The organism is Leuconostoc citreum, from assembly GCF_004354555.1.
In the GTDB taxonomy this organism is placed as follows: Bacteria; Bacillota; Bacilli; order Lactobacillales; family Lactobacillaceae; genus Leuconostoc; species Leuconostoc citreum.
Map to the genome: position 1 here is coordinate 291,260 of NZ_PUFH01000004.1, position 22,311 is coordinate 313,570.

Here is a 22,311-nt window from a genome sequence, read left to right on the forward strand (position 1 = left end):
GGCCAAGTGGTTCGTACCCCCTCTTTGCATACATAATTACAATAGGAGTTAATCCATGACTGAACCAATTATTCATATCCCTAAAAATCATGACAAGCCTGTCACCATTGTTAAAAAAAGTTGTCGGGCAACAACAAAGCTAAGCGTTGTTGTGCCAATGTATAATGTGTCACTTTTTCTAAGAGAGGCGTTAGATTCTCTACTTAGGCAAGGTGTTGATGGGGGCTATCAAGTTATTTTAATTGATGATGGTTCAAAAGACGCAACCCCGGAAATTGCGCGTGAGTACGTTGATAACTATCCAGAAATATTTGAATTATACCTGTTTGAGAACGGCGGACTGGGTTCAGCAAGAAATCGTGGGACTAATTTAGCCGAAGGTGAATTTATTACCTATGTTGACCCAGATGACATTGTCATCGATTTTTCGTATCGCAAAATGTTAAATATGATTATGCGTACGGGATCTGATTTGATTGGCGGAGCGGTTAGAAGGTTTAATAGTACAGGCGAATCATGGACGTCTTATGTTCATCATAGAGCTTATCATGATACATATGAAGCCACAACATTGGCAGAACATCCCGAAATGGTTTGGGATTCGACTGCATGGAATAAAATATATCGTCTCGATTTTATTTTAAAATATAGTCTTTATTTCCCAGAAAAAGTATTGTACGAAGATATGCCAACTGTTGTACCAATGTATAGCTTAGCGCAAAAAATTGATATTTTTGATGAGATTGTTTATTTGTGGCGATTCCGTGATATTGGGGCACCTTCAATCACACAGGCAACAGGTCAAATTAAAAGTTTTACTGACCGCGTTAAGGGCATGAAGTTCATTCTCGAAAGCCTAAAAAAGTATGACGCTCCAAGAAGTGCACAAGATGAACAGTTACACAAAATGCTTGATTTTGATTTAACTATTCCTTTTACTTACGATAACTATTTAGTGCTAGATCAAGATTATAAAGATGTAATCTATCGTGAAGTGAAATCCTTTTTGGAAATGCTAACCCCACAACAATTTAATCAAGCACGTTTTTGGTATCGTGCACTATATACTATCTGGCTAAATGAGCCGTATAATCTTGTACAACAAGCAATTTTAACTTATGCCAAAAAAGAATTTCATATTAGCTTTAATCCAAAAACAAAGCAGTTGCATAGTAGCTACCAAGATGATTTTGATTTTGAACTACCAACATTCAAGCATGATTTTGAAAGTCGCACACGTTTATATGAAGTAAAGCAAGAAGATAATGTTGTCACCCTTGATGGTCATCTATATTATCAGTATTTGGATGTCAATAATTTAGATGATATTGGCGATGCTGAGGTAACATTCGTTAATAAGTATGGTGAGACAGTTGCGCCGTTTACAGGCAGCATCGTCTTCTCCGAAGATCCTAATATAACAGCGTACAGTGGCTTTGATAACACACAAACAAAAGTCGAAGCACCGGCACACCACTATCAATACAATCACTATCATATTGAAATACCATTAACAGACTTAACGGCGCTTACCGAACCAGCTTACATTAAAATTAGCCAAGTAGTACATGGTATGTCATTGCAGGCTATTGTGACGGAACCATTACCCGGTGATGATCCAAGACCTGAAGGATTTATGGTTGGTGATGACTTCATTGTGCCCGGTTATTCATCGGACTGGCGACTAAAATTTACTAGGTATCCCAAAGCACCCGTAGTTGTTTCTAGCCGGTATTATAATAATAATTACATATGGCAACTTACTCATACTAAGGCCCATGTCGCATTATGGGATGACGCTAATCAACGTTACTTACCAGTAGTGCGTCAAGGACAAAACTATACAATTTCAGAAGCAGACCAGTCATTCTTAGGTGAGGCGGATCCTAATGCTAAACGGTGGTGGCAATTAATTACCACAGATGATTTATCTGATGTGACGAGCTACGAGAAAATCCGCATGTCACAACAACAGATTGCAGCACCGCAAAGTATTGGTGCAAATATGAGTATTTTTCATGTTTCTAATCATGTCGCCACTTTAGCTATCTCATGGGAATACCCAATTGTGAAATCTTTTAGTGTGGATGATAACACAGCTAAAATACAATTTTGGCTCGGAGGCTGGACAAAGACAGCATTGTCGGCCAAACTAACCTTTGCTGCAGATGGGTTATCAAATAGTTATCGTGCCAAAAAATTGACGCATGGTTTTGGCAAGCGCCAATTGTGGGAAGTATCGATGCCATTGTCATTTGGTCAATATCGTGATGTTGCATTACTGCATCCTGAAATTTCTATACATTTCTTGCGTCGTGATGATTTCACGATGCCTTTGCGATGGGGTAAGTCAGTTCATGAGTTACTGAATAAAACCATACCAATGGGACAGTTAGAGTGGTTAATTAGTACAGACGATAAAGAGGAACATCGTAAAGTTGTATTAAGACAAAACACGAACCGTGAAGGCTTTAGAGATATGGCCGATAAAGTGGCCTTCTGGCAAACGGACTATCTAGAATATTTAAAACAGCCATTATTGAATAATACAGTTGTTTATTCATCCCTTTGGGGAGACAAGTTTGGCGATAATCCAAAAGCTATTTATGATTACCTACAGGCACATACTCAAAAGTTTAACCATGTTGTCGTATTAAAAAATATAGTCGAAGAGGTCGACCTACCAAATACTAAATTTATTTCATTTGGCACAAAAGAATATTGGTATTATTTAGCTCGAGCAAAGTATTTTGTTAATAATGTTAATTTTGAACAAGATGAACGCATTAAACGGTCATCACAAGTTGAAATACAGACAATGCACGGGACACCATTAAAAAATATGGGATTTAATGTACTAAATGAATGGAATCCTGCTAACTACGAGCGTTATTTACGTAAAAATTTGAATTGGGACTATCTTACAGTCCCAAGTGATTATGTAGCGGAGGTAGCACAAGACGCATATCGCCACCAAGCTCAGGTCTTACCGACAGGTTATCCAAGAAATGATGCTTTATTTAGTAGGGCCAATTCTGAAAACACAAAACAGATGAAGCAAAAGATGGGGATACCCACAAATAAAAAAATTGTTTTATATGCTCCGACATGGCGAGTTCGTGGCGAAATCGAATTGCCAATTGATTTTGTGCAATTAGAAAAAACTTTAGATAAAGAGCTTTACATGATTATTCACCCGCACTATTGGAATAATGTCAGTAATGTTCCAAAAGCTAATAATATATCATTAGCTAATCAAGATTTTTCAATTGAAGACTATTACTTAGTTTCTGATGTGATGATTACTGATTACTCATCTACGATGTTTGACTATGCATTGCTTGATAAACCAATGATTTTTTATACTTATGATTATAAAGAATATGTGTCGTCACGTGGGCTGAATTTTGATTTTGAGCATGATGCGCCCGGACCACTAGTCTACAATCAAAACGAATTATTAGCAGCAATTAATAATTTTGAGGCTATTGAACATCAATATCGTGAAAAAATTGCAAACTTTAAGCATAAGTTTATACAATATGATGATGGTCATGCTAGCCAAAAACTTGTTGAAACGGTCTTTAAGGATGATATGGCATGAAACAAGCGATGAAGAAAATACAATGGTATCAGGCATACCCATATTTGATTATATTAGCCATTGCTTTGATTTTTGCCCTACCACAACTTCATAGCAGAGGCATCTATTTAGGGGCAGATACAGCATTTCACTTTAATCGTGCTTTTGAATCTATGCAACGGCTCAAGCATTTAAACTTTCATAATATGACGATGTCACTTTATGGTTTCGGTGCAACTGGGCGTATAGTCAATGCTTTTTACGGACCCGGATTAGGCTATTGTTTCGGTCTTATCTTGTTGATGACACAGGCATGGCTGAAATTTCAATTAATCACTAACTTTATTCTAACGTTTGGGACAATAGCTTTGAGTTATTGGTTGTTCAATAAGTATTCTAGACAGCCATTTTTGAGTTTGACTGTGGCTACGCTATTATCACTGACAAGTTATTGGGCATTAACTTATTGGTACCAAAGTTCGGGAGGAATGCCGTGGGGCATGATGTTCCTGCCATTAGTAATTGATGCCGGTATGCAGATGACTAGTGGGCAAAGGCAGCTGGTGAAGCCCATAAAGCTTGGAATTACCATGGCCATTATTTTGGAATGTCACATGCTATCGTTTGTTTTTAGTGTCTTCATAATAGCTGCCTTCTTTATAGTTGCGTTAGTGACTACCAATCAAAAACTTATGCTTGTTAAGCAAATTGCTTTGGCGGGCTTAATCAGTGTTGGTTTAACGCTGGGATATTGGATTGACTACTTGACAATCATAAAAACACAGCCAATTTTGTCTCCATTTATTTTCACCTCACCTAAAGCATTATCAACGAATCCTTATCAAGGGCTGGCTTTTTGGTTAATTGTGTTGTCAATAACTTTGCTAGTTGCTTGTGTTAAACAAGTATCAAAGCAACAGTGGTTGTTATTAATTTTTGGATTATTATTTCTATTCATTGCCTCGGCACCAGCGATTGTAACAAATCATTGGAATGATATTGCTTTCTTTAAAATTGTGCAGTTCCCAATGCGGTTTACGCTACCTGGTTTATATTTACTTAGTTTTTTTGTTATTTTATCGTTGACGCAACTGATCAATACACTAAATTTAAAGAAACAATATCTTTTAGCGATAAGCATTGGACTGTTACTCATCGGCGGCATGACAATTAAAAATACTTATATTAGTAACGAAAACGCCAACCAAAATTTTTGGCGTCAGGATAATACGTTAGCATCAAAGTTGGTTATTCCAAATGATGAATCCAAAGAAGCTAGCCAAATACAGGACTTGTTACAAAAAAGGCAACAACAGTTTGACAAGAGTATGCATGTTGTTAATTTTAGCGCACCGGATTATTTGCCCGGCAAAGATGAGGTTTTCTCAAATGATAAACATTATCAAGCTGTTGTCAATAATCTGATTTTACCGAGCCAGTTTAAAAAACGCATAAATAATGCTGGGAATCTGGAAATTACTTGGTATCAAGCACATCCGGCTAAGATACAAGTGCCAGCCGTAGCTTACCGACAAACAGTAGCTACCCTGAATGGCAAACAAATAATGCCTAAGACCGGGCTGGTGGGCGTGATTGATGTGGTTGGTCGTGAAGGAGAGAATCAACTGATATTGGGCATCAAAACATCTTTGCTACAAACAGTAGCGTATGTGAGTCCAATCATTGTAATCGTGATTCTTTTGAGCTATCAAGTTATAAGCATAAGGAAACGTCACAATGAATAATAGATACGATGTATTAGACATCTTTAAACTAATTGCGGCCATTTTTGTAGTAGGTATTCACATTTGGCCTTTGCCTAACCCAGAGAGTAATATTGTTCTTTTTTTAGGCATTGGCCGCTTTGCCGTACCATTTTTTCTACTGACATCTGGTTTTTTGGTGCATAAAAAGTTAATGACTTTGCCATCGTTAGCTGAGCGAAAACAGTATACATGGCACTACCTTAAACGTCTATTTAAGTTTTATCTGGCTTGGTGGTTACTATATCTTTGGCTAATACCATTAGATTGGAGTGGTCATTTTCGTTTCAAAGGTGAGCATGGATTACGATTGGTATGGTCGTTGTTTAAGAAATATATTCTTAATTTTTTCACAGGTAGCACCTTCCAAGGCTCTTGGTATATTTCAGCAACTATCTTGGGCGGAATTATCGTCTTTGTATTACTTAATCGTTTAAATGTGTTATCACAGACTGCGATTGGGACTATTTGGTTGGCAATTTTACTGATTGTCTTGCTTAAGGGCAAGAATATACCAATGGTTATGACCACGCTTAAGCATATCCCAAATTTTTTGCCAGCTGAGTCTTTCCTAGTGGCTGTACCATTTTTGATTTTTGGCCGCTTTATTGCTGAATATGAGGGCTTTTTCCGAAGAATACCTATCTTGCTGTTGACTGTGTCAATCATGTTGATTCAACTATTAACTGTTAAAGAAGTATTTCATTGGCGTGCAGCAGGGACAACATTATCGACTGAGCAATTTATCTTTGTTGATTTATTGGCGGTAAGCGTTTTGTTATTGGCAATCAATGTCGCTGTCAGACAAATTACTATACCTTGTTCGAACGATATACGTCGTCTCTCTAGCTTTGTTTACATGGGACAATTTGGTTTAATCGTGTTAACAGCAATTTTACATAATCGCTTCGCTATTAACATGAGTGGTTGGACAAAATTTAGTTTGGTGTTAACTGCCTTAATGTTACTGTTTAGTTTGTCTTATGCTTTACAAAAGAATACTAGACTTAAGTTGATTAGATATTTATGGTAAGCTGTGAGTTAGTGATGTGACACAAGATGGATTTGTAAAACACTGCTGTTTTACGTATAATTGAACTACTGAACTTATGAAGGAAATAATCAGATGACTGACAAAACTGTCGCTGCTGCTATTGTGACATACAATCGCTTGCCATTATTGAAAGAATCACTCGCTGCGGTTTTAGCGCAAACAAATTATTTATCACATGTTATTGTAGTTGATAATTTATCAACTGATGGTACAAAAGAGTATCTGGATAGTTTGCATGATAGTCGCGTGGTTGTTTATCACGCTGACAAAAATTTAGGTGGTGCTGGGGGCTTTAACCAAGCTGTCCGGTTATTTGGTGAAACTTTAGAAGATGATTATGTCTGGTTAATGGATGATGATACGATTCCAGAGCCAGATGCTTTAAAACATCTTGTCGAATTTTCAGAATCGCATCCAGAAGCTGGTTTTGTTAACTCACAGGTGCGTTGGGGTAGTATGACGGGTAATCCTTCTTGGATGAATGTCACGGCGCCACGTGCTTTTACTTGGCAAAGATACCTCACTGATAAGAACCAACCAGCAATTGAAGTTGTTAATTCAACTTTTGTGTCAGTTATGTTTTCACGTGAGATGGTAGCAATGGTAGGCTTGCCTCAAAAAGAGTACTTTATTTGGGGTGATGACATGGAATACACAAATCGTATTGCTGACATCAAACGAGGCTATATGGTTATTAATTCTATTGCTGTGCATAAATCAAAAGAAAACACTAAACCTGGTGATATAATTGCGGAAAAAGATGCTAGTCGTCTATGGCGTTATGATTATGAGTACCGTAATCGTGTCTTAACGGCACGTCGCATTTCTACCAAAGATATGATCAAAACAATTATCGGGGCAGTTATTTATGATTGGCGTCGGACCTTATTAAAGCGAGGCGTTCCTTTCCGAGCTAAGAAACTTGGTATGATTATCCGCGGTTTATGGCGTGGTTTGTTTTTTAAGCCAACAATTGAGTATGCAGCTGGATTACACCAAACAAAGACCATTAGTTTAAGAGAGTTGGATTTAGAAGAATTACTTAACTAAAAAAGTTGTCACTTTCAAAGTGACAACTTTTTTAATTTGCAATAAATTCATGGGCTAAAATACCCATCATCATACTATCGTGATACTTACCTTCAGCGAAAAAATGACCCCGTAAGACACCTTCTTGAGTGAAACCAACTTTTTTATAAATATGAATAGCAGCAGCGTTGTCAACGTCAACATACAGGTAAACTTTGTGCATGTTCAAAACTTTAAAGGCATATTCAATGCCCGCTTTGATAGCTGATTGAGCGTAACCATGTCCCTGGTGGTCTGGATGGATGATAACTTGTATTTCAGTATGGCGATGTAACCCATCAATATACATTAATTCAACCACACCAATAAATTGGTCCTTATCTTCAACGACAAAACGTCGTTCTGTCTGATCTAATACATGTCGTTCGTACAACAACTGTAACTCATCAAACGACGTGTATGCTTCCTGAAACCAAAGTGCCATCACTTTACGGGAATTTTCTTGTTGATAAATATAAGGTAAATCTCTTTTTTCTAGTGGCCTAATTTTCATTTCTAATCCTTTCGACAACATGATCTATTAAGATTATTATACCGCAACAGGCGCTTTAATCGCAGGCTCACTTTCATAATCGAGCACCTTGATGTCATCCATTGTATAGTCAAATAGTGACTTGACTTCAGGATTCAGCCATAGCTTTGGCAAATGGTGCATTGGACGAGAGAGTTGTTCGGTGATTTGTTCAATATGGTTATTATAAATGTGCGTGTCACCAATCGTATGGATAAAATCGCCAACTTCATAGCCAGTCTGCGCGGCAACCATATGTAGCAGAAGAGAATATGATGCTATGTTGAATGGCACACCCAAGAAGAAGTCACCAGAGCGTTGGTATAATTGCAGGCTAAGCTTGCCATCAGCAACATAAAATTGACTGAGCACATGGCATGACGGTAATGGCGCTTGTGGTGTTGTTTCGGCATTCCAGGCAGTTAATATAAGGCGACGTGAATCAGGTGTTGCCTTAATTTGATTCACTAGGCGATTAACTTGATCAATGGCGTTTTCACCAGATATTGTTTCCCAGCCGCGCCAAAGCTTACCGTAGACATCGCCGATATAACCAAACTTCTCCATAAAATCATCATCATTGAGAATATTGTCCACGAAAATAGCTTTTTGTGCTTGATAAGCTGCAGCAAAATCAGCATCTTCTTGTGCACGATGGCTGAAGTTCGTCATATCAGGACCAGAATATTCTTCTGAAGATACCCAATTTTTAAAAGCCCATTCATCCCAAATGTGATTGTTGTGTTGGAGTAAAAATCGAATATTATTATCACCCCTTAAAAACCAAAGCAATTCTGACTTTATCAGTCCAAAAAAAACTTTTTTTGTGGTGAGTAGGGGAAAACCCTCTTGCAGATTGAAACGCATTTGTGATCCGAATAAAGAATGCGTGCCAGTACCAGTGCGGTCGCCCTTGAGGTGACCTTCATCTAGTATTTTTTGTGCTAAGTCGAGGTATTGTTGTTCGTTTTTTGACATGATTATATTATGTCGTGTTCATAGAACACGGTTATCCTTTCGCGTGTGGTAATGATTAAAATCTTAACAAATATACGATAAAATATTAATTTTGTCCGTGTTTTGTTTTTGCGATGATATCGCCAAATAACGGCTAATACGATTGTAGCATGTTTAAAAGCATTGGTAAAACAATGCTAAAATGAGGTTAATGTATCATGATTAGATATTCGTTTTCTAAAACAAAAAACTGTGATAGAATAATAATAGTTCGTTATTAACAAATAATTCATTTTTTTTGGAGAGTATCATTCATGTGTGATGAATTGTTGCCAATTAATTTGTTGTGCTGTTTGTGGTAAAAAAGGGACTTGTTTGACGGTGACATGTTTTTGAGCCAGCAATTCTTCTGCAAAAGCGTTATTGTGATAATCGCGCATGAAGTTGATTTTTTTGATACCAGCTTGCAACAATAATTTGGTGCATTGGATACAAGGCACATCAGTCACATAAAATTCTGCCCCTGAGACGCTGATGCCCATTTGAGCGGCTTGCATTAAAGCGTTTTGTTCAGCATGTACTGCACGAACGCAGTGGCCATCAACCATTAAATCACCGACCTCGGTACAATGTGGCGTGCCTGAAACTGAACCGTTATAGCCGCTGGCAATAATGCGATTATTCTGGACAATTATCGCGCCAACATGCAGCCTGGTGCATGTAGAACGAGTGGATAAAATAGCTGCCTGTGCAATAAAATATTGATCCCAGCTAATACGATTATTCTTCGACATATTGAATGACTCCCATGATCTTTTTGTTAAGAAAAATATAACATAAATCGCGAACAAACGAAGGAGCTTTTTGATGACTGAAATACTTGACGGTGCAGCAGTAGCAAAGTTAACTAACGAGAAAACTGCTAATCGTGTGGCAAAACTAGGGAAGCCAGTAACATTAGCTGTTATATATGATCCTCAAAATGACGGTAGTCGATTATATGTCGGCATGAAATCCAAAAAAGCCGCTGCTTTAGGTATTCAGACCAAAGATATTCCGACAGCAGCTGATGCAACGACAGAAAGTGTGTTGGCATTAGTCGCGTCACTGAATGCTGACCCTTCAATTACAGGAATTCTAGTACAAAGTCCGTTAGCAAAAGGCGTCAAAGAACGTGAAATTTTTTCAGCAGTGGCACCACATAAAGATGCTGATGGCTTAGGCGCAACGGTACAAGGGATGTTGTTTGGTGACGCATTAGATGATTACACTGTTGCAGCGACACCGCAGGGTGTGATGACACTATTAAAGCACTACAACATCGATATTTTTGGCAAACAAGCGCTTGTTATCGGTCGTTCTCAATTATTCGGCCGTCCAATGTTTGCTTTATTGACTAATGCTGACGCAACTGTAACGTTAGCACACCGCTACACACCAGAAAATGTCCTGAAAGATTATTTGAAGCGCGCAGATATTGTAGTTGTTGGTGTGGGCAAGCCAGACTTTATTCAAGGTTCAGACTTGAAGCCGGGGGCTGTGGTTATTGATGTTGGCATGAATTTTGTTAACGGTAAAGCTGTTGGAGATGTCAATTTTGATTCTGTCCAAAGTATTGCCAGCTACATCACGCCAGTGCCTGGCGGTGTTGGACCAATGACTATTGCGACACTATTAGAAAACACAATTACCTTAGCAGAAAATTACCAAGCATAAAAAAGCAATGATCTTTCTATCAAATAGACGGATCATTGCTTTTTTATGCTTGGTGAAGGTGACATTTAGGATTAAATGCGTGCTGACATTGTGGACAGTTAGTTGATTTAAGATATATTGTGCCAGTCATTTCAAAACCACAGTTACCACATCGCACACTTTTTGCTGTCAATGTTGCCGGTTGAAACGCATGACGACGTAATGAATCATGACACAGGTAGCAAGCAAAGTATTCCTGACATAGCTCGCATTGATTGGCAATGATATCAAAATCTTGGTGCCAATGTTGACATCGCCCTGACGCATCAACAGCAATCCCTAAAATCTTAGTCATGCTCTAATACACTAAAACGACGGCGCAGTGTGAGTGCAATTGTTGTGGCAAGTGCAGCTTTAATCAAATCGCCAGGAATAAAAGTAAGCTGCATTAGCAAAGCCTTAGAAAATGACATGTGTGTGATAAGAGTCAAACCAACAGCACCACTGACATCAATAAAGATAACCCCAAAAATAATAATTGCGATAAAAAGTGTTACAAAGTTGAACTTATTGAAATGCTTTAAGTACTTAACAGACAATCCAATCAATAGTGCAGCAAACGGATAGGCCCAAATATAGCCAGCAGTGGGGGCGATGAAATGAACAAAGCCACCACTACCACCGACCAAGACAGGTAAGCCAATGGCAGCCATAATTAACCAAACGATAACAGCGATAAAGCCGCTACGCCAGCCTAAAATGGCCCCTGCCAGCATAATGCCCATATTCTGCACTACAATTGGGACAATCCCGATTGGAATGGCCGGAATATAAGCCATGATAATCAATATGGCGATAATCGCAACGGTGAAGGTGAGTCTTTGTGTCTTCATAATTTCCTCTTGTTAACTTATTTTTCTATATAAGTTTACAACTAGGCGATGCAGTTGTCAAGAAAATAAAAAAAGCTATTTTAATAGCTTTTTAAGGTGTATCGTAGAAGAAATTTTTGACATGGTTGATAGCTACTTCATTACCAACAAAGTATAATGTATCGCCACGCTCAATCACAGCATAGGGACCAGGTGAAATCACTAATTCATCATTATGCATGAGGGCAACAATTGTTGCGCCAGTACTCTGCCAAAAATTCAAACTAGCAATTGACTGTCCAAATTTTGAACTATCTGAGATGAGTTCAAGTTCAAAAGGATTGAGGGGATTGTGATACTGCACACGCTGAGTTTGATCGAATAAACGCGACATTGACTCTTCTAAAGTTTTAATTTCTCTTTTCTGTTGTGAAATTGTTTCTTTAATTTGGCTATGAATTGTTTGTATATCAGATGTTTCTTGTGCTTGGTTTAAAAAGATTTTAGCTTTTTCCCGTGACAAGACTTCAATACCACTGCCATGGACTGGTTTGACAATTTCCAAATCAGCTAATACGCTTATGGCTTTACGGGCTGTCTCAGATGACACGCCAAAAGCAGCTGAAAGAGTAGAACGTGCGTGTAGTTTACTACCCACTGGATAATTATTGTCAGCTATTTTCTGCGCAATTTGATAAGCTATTTTACGATAACGGGGTTCTCTAATTGTTGGCATCATGTCCTCCAAACGATAGGATAATTTGACAAAAGTGACAACTTATGACAAAATAGAAGACATCACTTAGTGGCAATCTATTATTTATAACAAGTTGTCACTTTGAAGTATAAGTTAAATCATAAACTGAGTCAATGAAAAAATAGCATTGTCATCATGCTATTTGAACAAAGTGGAGGATTTCATGGCGAAAGTAGAGATTAAGCATCTCACAAAAATTTTTGGGAAGCGTCCAAAAGCGGCGCTGAAAATGGTAAAACAGAACAAAAGTAAGAACGAAATTGTCGAAAAAACAGGGAGTACAGTTGGTGTCTATGATATCAACATGAGTATTGAAGAAGGCGAAATATTCGTCATTATGGGGCTGTCAGGATCGGGAAAATCAACGTTGATTCGCTTACTGAATCGCTTGATTGAGCCAACTGATGGTCAATTATTTATTGATGGGCAAGAAATCACTAAGTTTAATAAGAAACAAATGCTTGATATTCGTCGTAAAAAGATGAGCATGGTCTTCCAGAACTTTGGACTGTTCCCACATCGTACGCTTCTAGAAAATACTGAATATGGCCTAGAAGTACAAGGTGTTGATAAAGCAGAACGTCGCAAAAGAGCGGAAAAAGCATTGGATAATGCTAAGCTATTAAGCTTTAAAGACCAATACCCAAGTCAGTTATCAGGTGGTATGCAACAACGTGTTGGTTTGGCACGCGCACTGACAAATGACCCGGATATACTCTTGATGGATGAAGCGTTTTCTGCTTTGGACCCCCTTGTTCGAGGTGAAATGCAAGAAGAACTCTTGGATTTGCAAGCTAATGTCCGCAAGACAATTATCTTCATTACACATGATTTGAATGAAGCCTTACACATTGGTGATCATATTGCCATTATGAAAGACGGGCAATTACAACAAGTTGGTACCGGTGAAGAAATTTTGACGGATCCTGCTAATGAATATGTTGAAACGTTTATTGGCGGTGTTGATCGTACCAAAGTGTTGACAGCTGAAAGTATTATGATTCCAGCACTCACGACAAATATTGCGGTTGATGGGCCAACGGTTGCCTTACGTAAAATGTCTGATGAAGAAGTGTCTGGTTTGGTTGCAGTTGACCGTAACCGTAAGTTATTGGGTTATTTGTCTTCCGATTCTGCCGTTTCTGCACGTCGCGAACGTAAGTCACTGACAGAAGTAATTGCAGAAATGCCGACTGTATCATTAGATACGTTAATTGCTGATATCATGCCGATTATTTATGATTCGCAGACACCGGTAGCTGTTATTGACAGTAATAATCGCGTGAAAGGTGTCATTATTCGCGGTGCGGTCATAGAAGCACTTGCCGACACAGAAGGAGATGATGAGAATGCTTAATATACCTCAACTACCCCTTGAAGATATTGTAACCAAGGGCGTCAATTGGCTAACAAATCACTTATCTGGACTGTTTAACTTAATGCAACATGTTGGACAAACAGTCATGGATGGGATGACTAACGCTTTAGTTGCTGTGCCAATGCCGTTAATGATTGCCGGCATTACGTTAATCGCTATCTTAACCACACCTAAAAAGTATGGTTTTCCGTTATTCACATTTGTTGGGTTAGCCATTATTGCTAACCAGAATTTGTGGGATGACTTGATGAGTACCTTAACATTAGTTATCATGGCTTCTGTTATCTCCCTAGTCATAGGGATACCACTTGGTATTATAACGGCTAAGTCACCAAAAACAGCCGCTGTTGTGAAGCCAATTCTTGATTTCATGCAGACAATGCCCGGTTTCGTCTACTTAATTCCTGCCGTTGCTTTCTTTGGTATCGGTGTGGTGCCTGGTGTGTTCGCATCGATAATATTTGCTTTGCCACCAATGGTTCGTATGACAGACCTTGGTATTCGTCAAGTACCTGTTTCATTGGTTGAAGCAGCAGATTCATTTGGGTCAACGACTTGGCAGAAATTAATTAAGCTCGAACTACCAAGTGCTAGAAATACTATCTTAGCTGGTGCCAATCAAACAATTATGTTGGCCTTATCGATGGTTGTTACTGCTTCTATGATTGGTGCGCCTGGACTGGGTCGTGGCGTCTTATCTGCCGTACAACATGCTAATATTGGTTCTGGATTTGTGAATGGTTTGGGTCTGGTGATTTTAGCGATTATTATTGATCGCTTCACACAAAAACTGAACTCTAAGCCTGGCGAAAAAGCAGAAACAAAGCCTTGGAAACGTTGGACTATCTTAGCAACACTAGTTGTTATGATTGGTGGTGGGGTTGTCAATGCTGTCACCACTAAAAAAGAAACAGGGCAACGCGTTAATCTTGGTTATGTTGAATGGGATTCAGAAGTTGCTTCCACGAATGTCTTAGCCGAATCTTTAAAACAACATGGTTATAATGTGACGATGACCCCGTTAGATAATGCAGTGTTATGGCAGTCTGTTGCTAATGGGCAAGTTGATGCTTCACTAAGTGCATGGCTACCTATAACTCATAAGACTTTATATGACAAATTTAAGAATGATGTGAATGTATTAGGTTCAAATTTAAAAGGTGCTAAAACCGGTTTAGTTGTACCTGATTATATGAATGTTAACTCTATTGAAGATTTAACAAATCAAGCTGACAAAACAATTACCGGTATCGAACCTGGTGCTGGTGAAATGGTCTCAGCGAAAAAAACGCTGTCTAGCTACGCCAACTTGAATGGTTGGCAACTCCAAGGTTCATCATCAGGGGCTATGGCAATTGCTTTAGATAAAGCTTATAAAGCTAAAAAAGACATTGTGGTAACAGGTTGGTCACCACATTGGATGTTTAGTAAATACAACTTGAAATATTTAGCAGACCCTAAAGGCACGATGGGTAAAGGCGAAAGTATTAATACCTTTACAAGAAAGGGATTAAAGAAAGAGAATCCTAAGCTTGAAAAAGTACTTGATAAGTTCCATTGGTCAAAAGACGATATGGAAAGCGTCATGTTAGCTATACAAAATGGTAAATCACCAAAAGAAGCAGCAAATAACTGGTTAAAATCACACCAAAAATTAGCTGATAGTTGGTATCAATAATAAAAAAGCAATGCTGTTTAATTACAGCATTGCTTTTTTATTATTGATTCAATTGTTGGTCTTGCTGAATAATCCAATGATTCAAATTTTCATCAACCACACTTTGCGGGTGTTGCTTCAAAAATTGGCGATATAATGTGGCAATGCGCTTTCTAAATATGAGCGTATTAGGCGCTGAAAGTGAATCATCAAGTAACTGATAAGAGCGAATAGCCGCACTGATGAAACGTAGTTCAGCTTTGATGTCATCAGAAGATAACCCGTGTTCTTCTGATAAATAATGTTTTTTGGCTGCAAATCCAAGTGCTTGCTGGAAACGATTGAGATGTTCAGGATCAATCGTCGTTTCTCGACTAAGCTGTAGCATTGTTTCTTTGAAACTGGCAATTGCTTCAGGGCTTGCTTGATTAGTCAATTCGAATCTTTGAAAAGGAAGCCCATTGGCGGTGAGACGCTCTTCGTAAGTATACCACTTGGGATTTATTAGGAAATAAGGTTTATCATTCAACATTGTCTATTAATACCCTCTAATCATGACGGGTTATATTTTTAATCAACTGTGACATGATTTTATCATCACTATATGATAAGACATTTTTTGCATAGATTTTTTTGCCAAACCAAGCTAACAAAATCAGTGATACGAATGCAATGATAAGTGAGATAATGCCACCAGGCCAAGTTTCTACTTTGGTTACTAATCTAACTGGCATCATGCTTTGTGAAACAAAAGGAACATAGCTAAGGATTTTAATTGCAAAGTTATTTGGCATATTAGTCATAATGAAACTAAAAATATACCCAATCATTGCTAAGAAAGTGATTGGTTGTATTGCTTGTTGGACTTGAGAATTATCATTGATTAGCGAAGCTATCAAAGCTGTTAAGACAAGATATAAAGCAATAGCAACTAAAATGAACAGGATAGCGTATATAGAGAAGCCTAAGGTCATGCTAGAAAAAGTCTGGGAAAAGCTCTTAACTATGGCGTTATCCTTAAAGCTAAAGTATCCAATCGTCCCGGCTACCACATAAATTAGCATATGCGTAACGGCAAGGGCAAAAATACCAATCATTTTGCCGAAGTATTGAATATTTGAAGAAGTGGCTGCTAGTAAGGTTTCCATGATTCGCGATGACTTTTCATTAGCAATCTCGGTCGCAATCATTGATGTGTACCACATAACAACGACCCAAGTGATGATACCAATGGCCACGGCAATACCATAGTTGGCAGTATTTGAATTATCGCCATTGGTTGACTTATTATTGGCCTGCTTAACCACTGATTTAAGGTTAAAAGGTTGACTGAGCGCTTGTGTCTGTTCCGCTGTTAAGCCAAAACTTGACGCCTTTTGTGTCCGTGATAGGTTGCCTAGGATACTGGCAATCGCTTCTTTGTTAATGTGGTTACTCTTTGGTTGAGTTGTTAAAGTTGCATTATCATTAGATGTGATAGTCACAACACCATCAAGTGACTGTTTATCAAGTGCAGTGTTTGCTTGTTTTGCATCAGTGATAGATGAAATTTTCATATCCAGTGTTTTATCGCTCTTCACAAAAATTTGTCGCACATTTTGATTGCCGATAATGGCCACTGTTGGGGTGGTGTTTCCTTGCATCTTAGTAACACCAAAAACAATACCACCAATGATAGCTGTAAAGATGATTGGTGAAAGCACGAGTAACCAGTATCCTCGTGATTTAAAGTGGTTACGATATGTTTGTTTGATAACGACGTTAAGTCCATTAAGCATTGTGTGCTACCTCCTGTCGGAAAATATCATCAAGTGTCGGTGGTTGTTGAGAGAAGGCTGGTATATAACCATTTTTGGTCACATAAGTAAAAATATCGTGGCCGACATGGTCTTCTGTAATGGTGAGATCAAATCCAGCACCTTGTGGTATGACATTGATAACACCTGGCAAATGAGCTAATTCTTCTCGTGAGAAAGGCCCTTCAATGTACACTTTTGTGCGACCGAATTGTTCCCTGATTTCTTGGACGCCACCTTGTAAAATACTTTTTCCTTGCTTAAGCATGGTCAGATTATCAGAAATTTTAGTCACATTATTCATGTCATGACTAGAAAAGATAATCATTGCGCCTTGGTCACGCATACGCATGATTTCAGACATCATAATACTTGTATTGACTGGATCAAGGCCAGAAAAAGGTTCATCTAAAATAATAAATTCTGGTTTAAAAATTAATGATGCAATCATTTGAACCTTTTGTGCATTACCTTTGGAAAGAGATTGTACCTTGTCTGATGCTTTACCAACAACATCTAAGCGCTTTAGCCAATGTGTTAATTCAGATTTGGCATCGGCACGTGACATACCATGCAATTCCGCAAAGTATAAAATTTGTTCTTCAATCGTTAACTTTTGATACAGACCACGTTCTTCTGGTAAAAAGCCAATTTTTTGCTTATCTTTTTGTGTAATGGGGCGGTTGTCCCATGTAATTGTGCCAGATGTTGGCACGATAAAATTCAGAATCATGCGAAATGTCGTGGTCTTACCGGCACCATTTTGGCCAATTAATCCCATAACTTTTCCTGGCTCTAAAATCATATTAAGATCATTGACAGCAATTTTGTCTCCAAACCGTTTGCTGAGATGTGTGAGTTGAATCATAGTGTGCTCCTTATAGTAACTGATTGAGCAGCCAGCGTAAGCTTGCTCTTAGTGCAAGTAGTAGAATAAGCGGTATGATGAGAAAAAACCAACCTTGGTCGCTATTACTATAGCCGTATAGGGCCGCAGTAATTGCGAGTAGAAGTAAAAAATTGAGACTCAAGGCATCAGCACGTTGCCGTATGAATTGTGTTCGTTCATCCGATTCAATCACCTTGTGCTTATGTAGACGTTCAGGATGTGACAAGTCATATAAGATACTCAATTTAAAACCTAACGCGATAGCAAAAAAAAAGTTAGACAAAGTAGCCAGGAAGGTTAGGTCAATACCAATGAAGTAATGTTTAACCAGACTGTTACTAATAATCGTCAAAATACCTAAGACAACAAATAATACCGTAAAGGCGTTTCTTCGATAGGTTGTTACTTTTTCATAGGTCTGATCAGACATACCAGGGTTAACTTTGATGAGTATTTTTTTTATCATCAGTTTCTCCGTTCTCAAAAATAAACACTTCTTCAATTGATAAGCCAAAAAAATGTGCAATGTCATAAGCTAAAAATAATGAGGCATTATATTTTCCCTTTTCCAAAGAGATAATCGTTTGTCTAGTGACTGCTAATGCTTCAGCTAAATCAGCCTGTGTCATTTGACGCGCTTTTCGGAGTTCTTGAATTCGCGTTTTCATAGGTATACCTCGATTTTAACATCATAAAGTATAGTTCGCTTTACAAAATTTAGTATAGCAAGCTTGACAATAAAAGTAAAGTAATAATTTTATAATTGTTGATGATTGCAATTTTCAATAAAAAGAACTATAACTGAGGTGTAAGAAAGGGGCCCATAAAATGGCAGATGAAAAATATCAAATGTTAGATCTTCCGATGAACGAGGTGTTTGATTGGAGTGAGGACAAAACCCCATTACGTGACGCTCTATGGAACCATTATATGAATACAAGTAATAAGGATACCTTATCAACATTGAATCATATGAATGCATTTAAAACAATGAGCGGGGATGAAATTAAGGTAGAAGCAGAAAAAGTTTTGCACTAAGCCAAAATAGCTTTTGCTAAATAAACGGTTAACATTGTTTGTCAAATGTTGGCCGTTTATTTTTGACGCTTTTTTAATTGTTGTTTTATTTTACTGGTTGACGAGCGGTACTTTTTTCTGTATACTTATATCTTGTTATGGCGCTATGGTCAAGTGGTTAAGACGTCGGCTTCTCAGGCCGAAATCGAGGGTTCGACTCCCTCTAGCGCTATTATATTGCAGAGCGGTGCATCTAGTTTGAAAAAACTTGATGTATCGTTTTTTGTTATGAAAAACGTTGCACTGTATTTCATACAAAATGGGAAACATTTTAAATAGGCAAGGCAGCAGTGTAATAGCTATAGAATCCGAAAAAATTTTAAGGGTCAACTATGATAAGTACAGGGCCGACTTATTAAAAGGGGCGGGGTGTTTAATTTTATTGTCTTTTAAAGCGAACTAACAGGCAAATTAAGTACTTTAGAACTAAGGTAGTGTATTGCTATTTAGACCATGAATGTGTAAATAGCAGCGCCTAAATCGGCTCTTAGAGTGTTTAGTAGCATTGAAATTTTAATGTATACTGTACTAAGTATAAAGTTATGAGTGGGGAAGTATTATGTTATTGAATATTATTTATTGGTTCGTTATTTGTCTGTTAATTGTAGTTGGTGCATTGTTAATTTATAAAAGTTATAAGTATCGTAATGTGAACCTAGCTTGGTGGGATTACCTGCTATATTTTTCTGTGTTTATCTTATGGATTGTGGTGAAGAAAAGTGTTGATATTACATACCTGGTTTCTTTAATTACTACACTAGCTGTTCTGTATTTGCTGTTAGCCACTGACAAAAAGAGTTAATAAAAAAGTCATGCCCTAGATTAAAACTAGCGCGTGGTTTTATTTTGTATATGTGGATAAATTACTTTGTTTCACAGCCAACAATAAATTTTTCAAAATCTTCTAAGCTACCTTTAAATGATTTGACGTTATCCAAAAAATAGAACGTTGATGTTAGGTCAAAATTCTCTATTTCATTATTAACATCTAAAATATATATTCTTTTCTTTAGAGCAGTGGCAATACCAAATTCAATGTTAGATCCTTTACCACTAGGAAAGATGAACACGAGAAAGTCAGCTCGTTCAACACCTTGTAACTCTTCGTTAGCAATCTTATGCAACGTTTCAATGGAGTCCGATCTCTTATTTAACGTCCAGTTGTAGGTGCGTAAAAATGATGAGTGTTCTAGCATAACAGATAAATTATTAATTAATTCTGCATATCTAAAGGAACCAGCAATATAAAATTTTGTTTTCTTATTTTGAGACATACCATACTCCTTGAACAGTATTATATAAATTGAACAGAGACATCGATACGGCATTTAAATTATCTTAATAAACATGATAATGAATTATCGATACTCAATTTTACAGTTACGCAAGCAAAGCAGCCATTCAAGGTCAAAAAATTGTTAGTAAATGTTAGTGTGCAACCGAAGTATTTTCGAGTATGGTAATACCAACAAATATATATACATATATTTATAGGCGTTTTTAACTGTTGCTATCAATCGCTATATAGGTTGTTACAAAGCTTTTAACAGCGCGTGATTTCGTTATATCAAAGAAGGTTAAATTTAGCATTGCAAATTTTTACTTTCCTAACGAGTAGAAAAATACAACAAATATTATATGAGACACTCCTAATATACTGTTATCATAAATAAAAAAACACGATAACTTATTTATTTCTCGTCCGTATTTTTTATTTAAAGCTTGGCAAGTATGTACGCACTCCGTGAGTGCTTTTTTTAATAAGAATTGTGTTGATACTCAAAGTTACCGTTTAAGATAGACGTAATTATAGCTCCAATAAATAGGAAATATAGGGCTATAAAAGCAATGCCAATGATAAATTGAACAATACCAGCTCTGTTCCATGTGGCTTGTACCACCTTAAAAGTTTCTACATCTTTATAGTCGCCTTTTTGCCAAGCCCATTCGTTCCCTTTAAAACCGCATACGAACATCCAAATAAAATTAAATCCAGGAATTAAGCACAACAAAGGTAAGTAAGTTTTGTTTCCAATACCCCAGAAGATGTTGTACATAAATGCTCCCCAATTCCAGCCTTTAACTTCTGCTGGTACGATAGTGCCATTTTCATCCATAATGAAATGATTCCCCTTAATGCTTTTAACGTGGTTCAATGCACGTATGTACGCACTCTGTGAGTGCTTAGCTAGTCAATTTATATGTTAGATATTTTGCGCCACTAAAAATAGTTAACAAAGTAAATACAAACGCCATTGACCAGTTGAGTGAGATCTCATTTTTAGATATAGTTAGAGAAAAACTAAAGTCAAGTCCATGTTGATAGACTGTATACAGTGTTAGTAAGGCAAGTAAAAATGTGATAATCAAATAGAGTGTAGTTTTTTTCATGAATATACATTCCCCAATAATGCTTTTAACGTGATTCTGCACGTATATTGCCCTAGCTAGTCATTGCTTTTATAGAATTAGAATCAATTAATTCAATATAAATAGTCCAATTCATTGACTTCTATTTTCGATCCTCACGTAACATCTTCACAAATGCAAGGATAGATTTTTTATAGTCCTCAGATAATTCTTTTCCCTCAAAAGACATAACTAGTTCATCATCATCTAAATCCACATGTTTTTTGCCCTCTCGAATAGCAGAACCGCTGTGAACTGTTTTAAACGCGTTGTCAGTTTTGCCTTGTAAATAGTCTACCGTGGTATCCAAAGCGTTAGCAATGAGTGATAACATTGCATAAGAAGGAGTATATTTGTCAGTTTCAATTTGTGCAATGCTTGAACGTGAAGAGTTAACTAATTCAGCTAGTGAAGTCTGAGTTAGTTTTTTTATTTTGCGCTGTTGTTTCATGCGTTCTGAAGTTACAGACATATTAGCACCTCGATTAAATGTTAAGTATTTATAAAGAACTTAATTAAAAACAAAAATTAATTAAGAAACTTTAAAACGTATTGTGCAGTGAACTAACAAAAGTTATAGTTTTATTATTGAATGTTAGTTTAAAAAACATATAGTGTTTGCTTGTACAGTGAATATACACATATCATACCAAACAAACAATACCATTTAAAGGTAAGTAAGGGTATTTAAGCGTAAGCGTGAACCATTAGAATCCAAAGAAATAGGAGAGTACCATGACAGTATCAAACGCCTTATTTAACGAGACATCAATAATTAAGGACACAAAAAGTGCTTTTGGGGAATGTTGAAGAAAGATTAGCAC

General features: G+C 37.3%; 21 protein-coding genes and 1 tRNA gene. 9 read left to right on the forward strand and 13 right to left on the reverse strand.

Annotated features, from left to right (window positions below; all coding sequences use genetic code 11):
* Positions 1 to 55: 55 nt before the first annotated feature.
* The 4 genes from C5L21_RS03265 to C5L21_RS03280 all read left to right on the forward strand — a co-directional run bounded on the left by C5L21_RS03265 (position 56) and on the right by C5L21_RS03280 (position 7,450).
* Positions 56 to 3,604: a bifunctional glycosyltransferase/CDP-glycerol:glycerophosphate glycerophosphotransferase gene (locus C5L21_RS03265; protein ID WP_012305385.1), complete on the forward strand. Its 3,549-nt coding sequence runs from the start codon at positions 56 to 58 to the stop codon at positions 3,602 to 3,604.
* The gene (locus C5L21_RS03270) at positions 3,601 to 5,328 is read left to right on the forward strand and encodes a hypothetical protein (RefSeq protein WP_004909150.1); all 1,728 of its coding nucleotides are present in this window, start codon (positions 3,601 to 3,603) and stop codon (positions 5,326 to 5,328) included. The genes C5L21_RS03265 and C5L21_RS03270 overlap by 4 nt, the downstream gene beginning before the upstream one ends.
* Complete coding sequence (locus tag C5L21_RS03275; RefSeq protein ID WP_004909148.1) at positions 5,321 to 6,379, forward strand: acyltransferase family protein; 1,059 nt, start codon at positions 5,321 to 5,323, stop codon at positions 6,377 to 6,379. The genes C5L21_RS03270 and C5L21_RS03275 overlap by 8 nt, the downstream gene beginning before the upstream one ends.
* A gap of 93 nt (positions 6,380 to 6,472) precedes the next feature.
* Positions 6,473 to 7,450 (forward strand): glycosyltransferase family 2 protein, encoded by a 978-nt coding sequence (locus C5L21_RS03280; RefSeq protein ID WP_004909146.1) that lies wholly within the window; start codon positions 6,473 to 6,475, stop codon positions 7,448 to 7,450.
* Between the two features lie 31 nt (positions 7,451 to 7,481).
* On the opposite strand, the gene C5L21_RS03285 is transcribed toward C5L21_RS03280, so the two are convergent.
* From C5L21_RS03285 to C5L21_RS03295, 3 genes are all read right to left on the reverse strand, one after another.
* Positions 7,482 to 7,982 (reverse strand): GNAT family N-acetyltransferase, encoded by a 501-nt coding sequence (locus C5L21_RS03285; protein WP_004909144.1) that lies wholly within the window; start codon positions 7,980 to 7,982, stop codon positions 7,482 to 7,484.
* 36 nt (positions 7,983 to 8,018) lie between these two features.
* Positions 8,019 to 8,978 carry a thymidylate synthase gene (locus C5L21_RS03290; protein ID WP_004904767.1) on the reverse strand — a complete coding sequence of 320 codons (960 nt, stop codon included), beginning with the start codon at positions 8,976 to 8,978 and terminating at the stop codon, positions 8,019 to 8,021.
* Between the two features lie 287 nt (positions 8,979 to 9,265).
* Positions 9,266 to 9,751, reverse strand: coding sequence for a deaminase (locus C5L21_RS03295; RefSeq protein ID WP_004902505.1), 486 nt, complete (start codon positions 9,749 to 9,751; stop codon positions 9,266 to 9,268).
* A gap of 73 nt (positions 9,752 to 9,824) precedes the next feature.
* Here C5L21_RS03295 and C5L21_RS03300 point away from each other — a divergent pair, with 73 nt between their 5' ends.
* On the forward strand, positions 9,825 to 10,673 hold the full coding sequence (locus tag C5L21_RS03300; RefSeq protein WP_004904765.1) for a bifunctional 5,10-methylenetetrahydrofolate dehydrogenase/5,10-methenyltetrahydrofolate cyclohydrolase: 849 nt from the start codon (positions 9,825 to 9,827) through the stop codon (positions 10,671 to 10,673).
* Between the two features lie 326 nt (positions 10,674 to 10,999).
* On the opposite strand, the gene C5L21_RS03310 is transcribed toward C5L21_RS03300, so the two are convergent.
* Together C5L21_RS03310 and C5L21_RS03315 are read right to left on the reverse strand one after the other, a co-directional pair.
* Positions 11,000 to 11,545, reverse strand: a complete 546-nt coding sequence (locus C5L21_RS03310) for a biotin transporter BioY (protein ID WP_004902500.1) — start codon at positions 11,543 to 11,545, stop codon at positions 11,000 to 11,002.
* Positions 11,546 to 11,636: 91 nt separating this feature from the next.
* A complete protein-coding gene (locus C5L21_RS03315) occupies positions 11,637 to 12,260 on the reverse strand; it encodes a GntR family transcriptional regulator (RefSeq protein ID WP_004909137.1) in 624 nt (207 codons plus the stop codon).
* A gap of 184 nt (positions 12,261 to 12,444) precedes the next feature.
* On the opposite strand from C5L21_RS03315, the gene C5L21_RS03320 reads away from it, so the two are divergent.
* Together C5L21_RS03320 and C5L21_RS03325 are read left to right on the forward strand one after the other, a co-directional pair.
* Positions 12,445 to 13,638, forward strand: coding sequence for a quaternary amine ABC transporter ATP-binding protein (locus C5L21_RS03320; RefSeq protein ID WP_004909136.1), 1,194 nt, complete (start codon positions 12,445 to 12,447; stop codon positions 13,636 to 13,638).
* Complete coding sequence (locus tag C5L21_RS03325) at positions 13,631 to 15,337, forward strand: ABC transporter permease/substrate binding protein (RefSeq protein ID WP_012305384.1); 1,707 nt, start codon at positions 13,631 to 13,633, stop codon at positions 15,335 to 15,337. The genes C5L21_RS03320 and C5L21_RS03325 overlap by 8 nt, the downstream gene beginning before the upstream one ends.
* Before the next feature lie 40 nt (positions 15,338 to 15,377).
* On the opposite strand, the gene C5L21_RS03330 is transcribed toward C5L21_RS03325, so the two are convergent.
* The 5 genes from C5L21_RS03330 to C5L21_RS03350 are packed head-to-tail and all read right to left on the reverse strand — an operon-like array spanning position 15,378 to position 18,669.
* A complete protein-coding gene (locus C5L21_RS03330; protein WP_004909068.1) occupies positions 15,378 to 15,848 on the reverse strand; it encodes a hypothetical protein in 471 nt (156 codons plus the stop codon).
* Positions 15,849 to 15,864: 16 nt separating this feature from the next.
* Entirely contained in the window at positions 15,865 to 17,094 is a 1,230-nt protein-coding gene (locus C5L21_RS03335; RefSeq protein WP_004909065.1) for an ABC transporter permease, read from the reverse strand.
* The gene (locus tag C5L21_RS03340) at positions 17,087 to 17,980 is read right to left on the reverse strand and encodes an ABC transporter ATP-binding protein (protein ID WP_004909062.1); all 894 of its coding nucleotides are present in this window, start codon (positions 17,978 to 17,980) and stop codon (positions 17,087 to 17,089) included. Before C5L21_RS03340 ends, C5L21_RS03335 begins: the two co-directional genes overlap by 8 nt.
* A gap of 10 nt (positions 17,981 to 17,990) precedes the next feature.
* Entirely contained in the window at positions 17,991 to 18,467 is a 477-nt protein-coding gene (locus tag C5L21_RS03345) for a hypothetical protein (protein ID WP_004909060.1), read from the reverse strand.
* The gene (locus C5L21_RS03350; RefSeq protein ID WP_004909057.1) at positions 18,439 to 18,669 is read right to left on the reverse strand and encodes a helix-turn-helix transcriptional regulator; all 231 of its coding nucleotides are present in this window, start codon (positions 18,667 to 18,669) and stop codon (positions 18,439 to 18,441) included. Before C5L21_RS03350 ends, C5L21_RS03345 begins: the two co-directional genes overlap by 29 nt.
* Before the next feature lie 160 nt (positions 18,670 to 18,829).
* On the opposite strand from C5L21_RS03350, the gene C5L21_RS03355 reads away from it, so the two are divergent.
* Together C5L21_RS03355 and C5L21_RS03360 are read left to right on the forward strand one after the other, a co-directional pair.
* Positions 18,830 to 19,039, forward strand: a complete 210-nt coding sequence (locus C5L21_RS03355; protein ID WP_133286023.1) for a P8 family protein — start codon at positions 18,830 to 18,832, stop codon at positions 19,037 to 19,039.
* Between the two features lie 139 nt (positions 19,040 to 19,178).
* Positions 19,179 to 19,250 (forward strand) — tRNA-Glu (locus C5L21_RS03360).
* 691 nt (positions 19,251 to 19,941) lie between these two features.
* On the opposite strand, the gene C5L21_RS03370 is transcribed toward C5L21_RS03360, so the two are convergent.
* The 3 genes from C5L21_RS03370 to C5L21_RS03385 form a co-directional block, all read right to left on the reverse strand.
* Positions 19,942 to 20,352 carry a TIR domain-containing protein gene (locus C5L21_RS03370; RefSeq protein WP_133286024.1) on the reverse strand — a complete coding sequence of 137 codons (411 nt, stop codon included), beginning with the start codon at positions 20,350 to 20,352 and terminating at the stop codon, positions 19,942 to 19,944.
* A gap of 483 nt (positions 20,353 to 20,835) precedes the next feature.
* Positions 20,836 to 21,195 (reverse strand): ribonuclease G, encoded by a 360-nt coding sequence (locus tag C5L21_RS03375; protein WP_133286025.1) that lies wholly within the window; start codon positions 21,193 to 21,195, stop codon positions 20,836 to 20,838.
* Positions 21,196 to 21,590: 395 nt separating this feature from the next.
* Positions 21,591 to 21,959 (reverse strand): helix-turn-helix domain-containing protein, encoded by a 369-nt coding sequence (locus C5L21_RS03385; protein ID WP_004909042.1) that lies wholly within the window; start codon positions 21,957 to 21,959, stop codon positions 21,591 to 21,593.
* Positions 21,960 to 22,311: the final 352 nt, after the last annotated feature.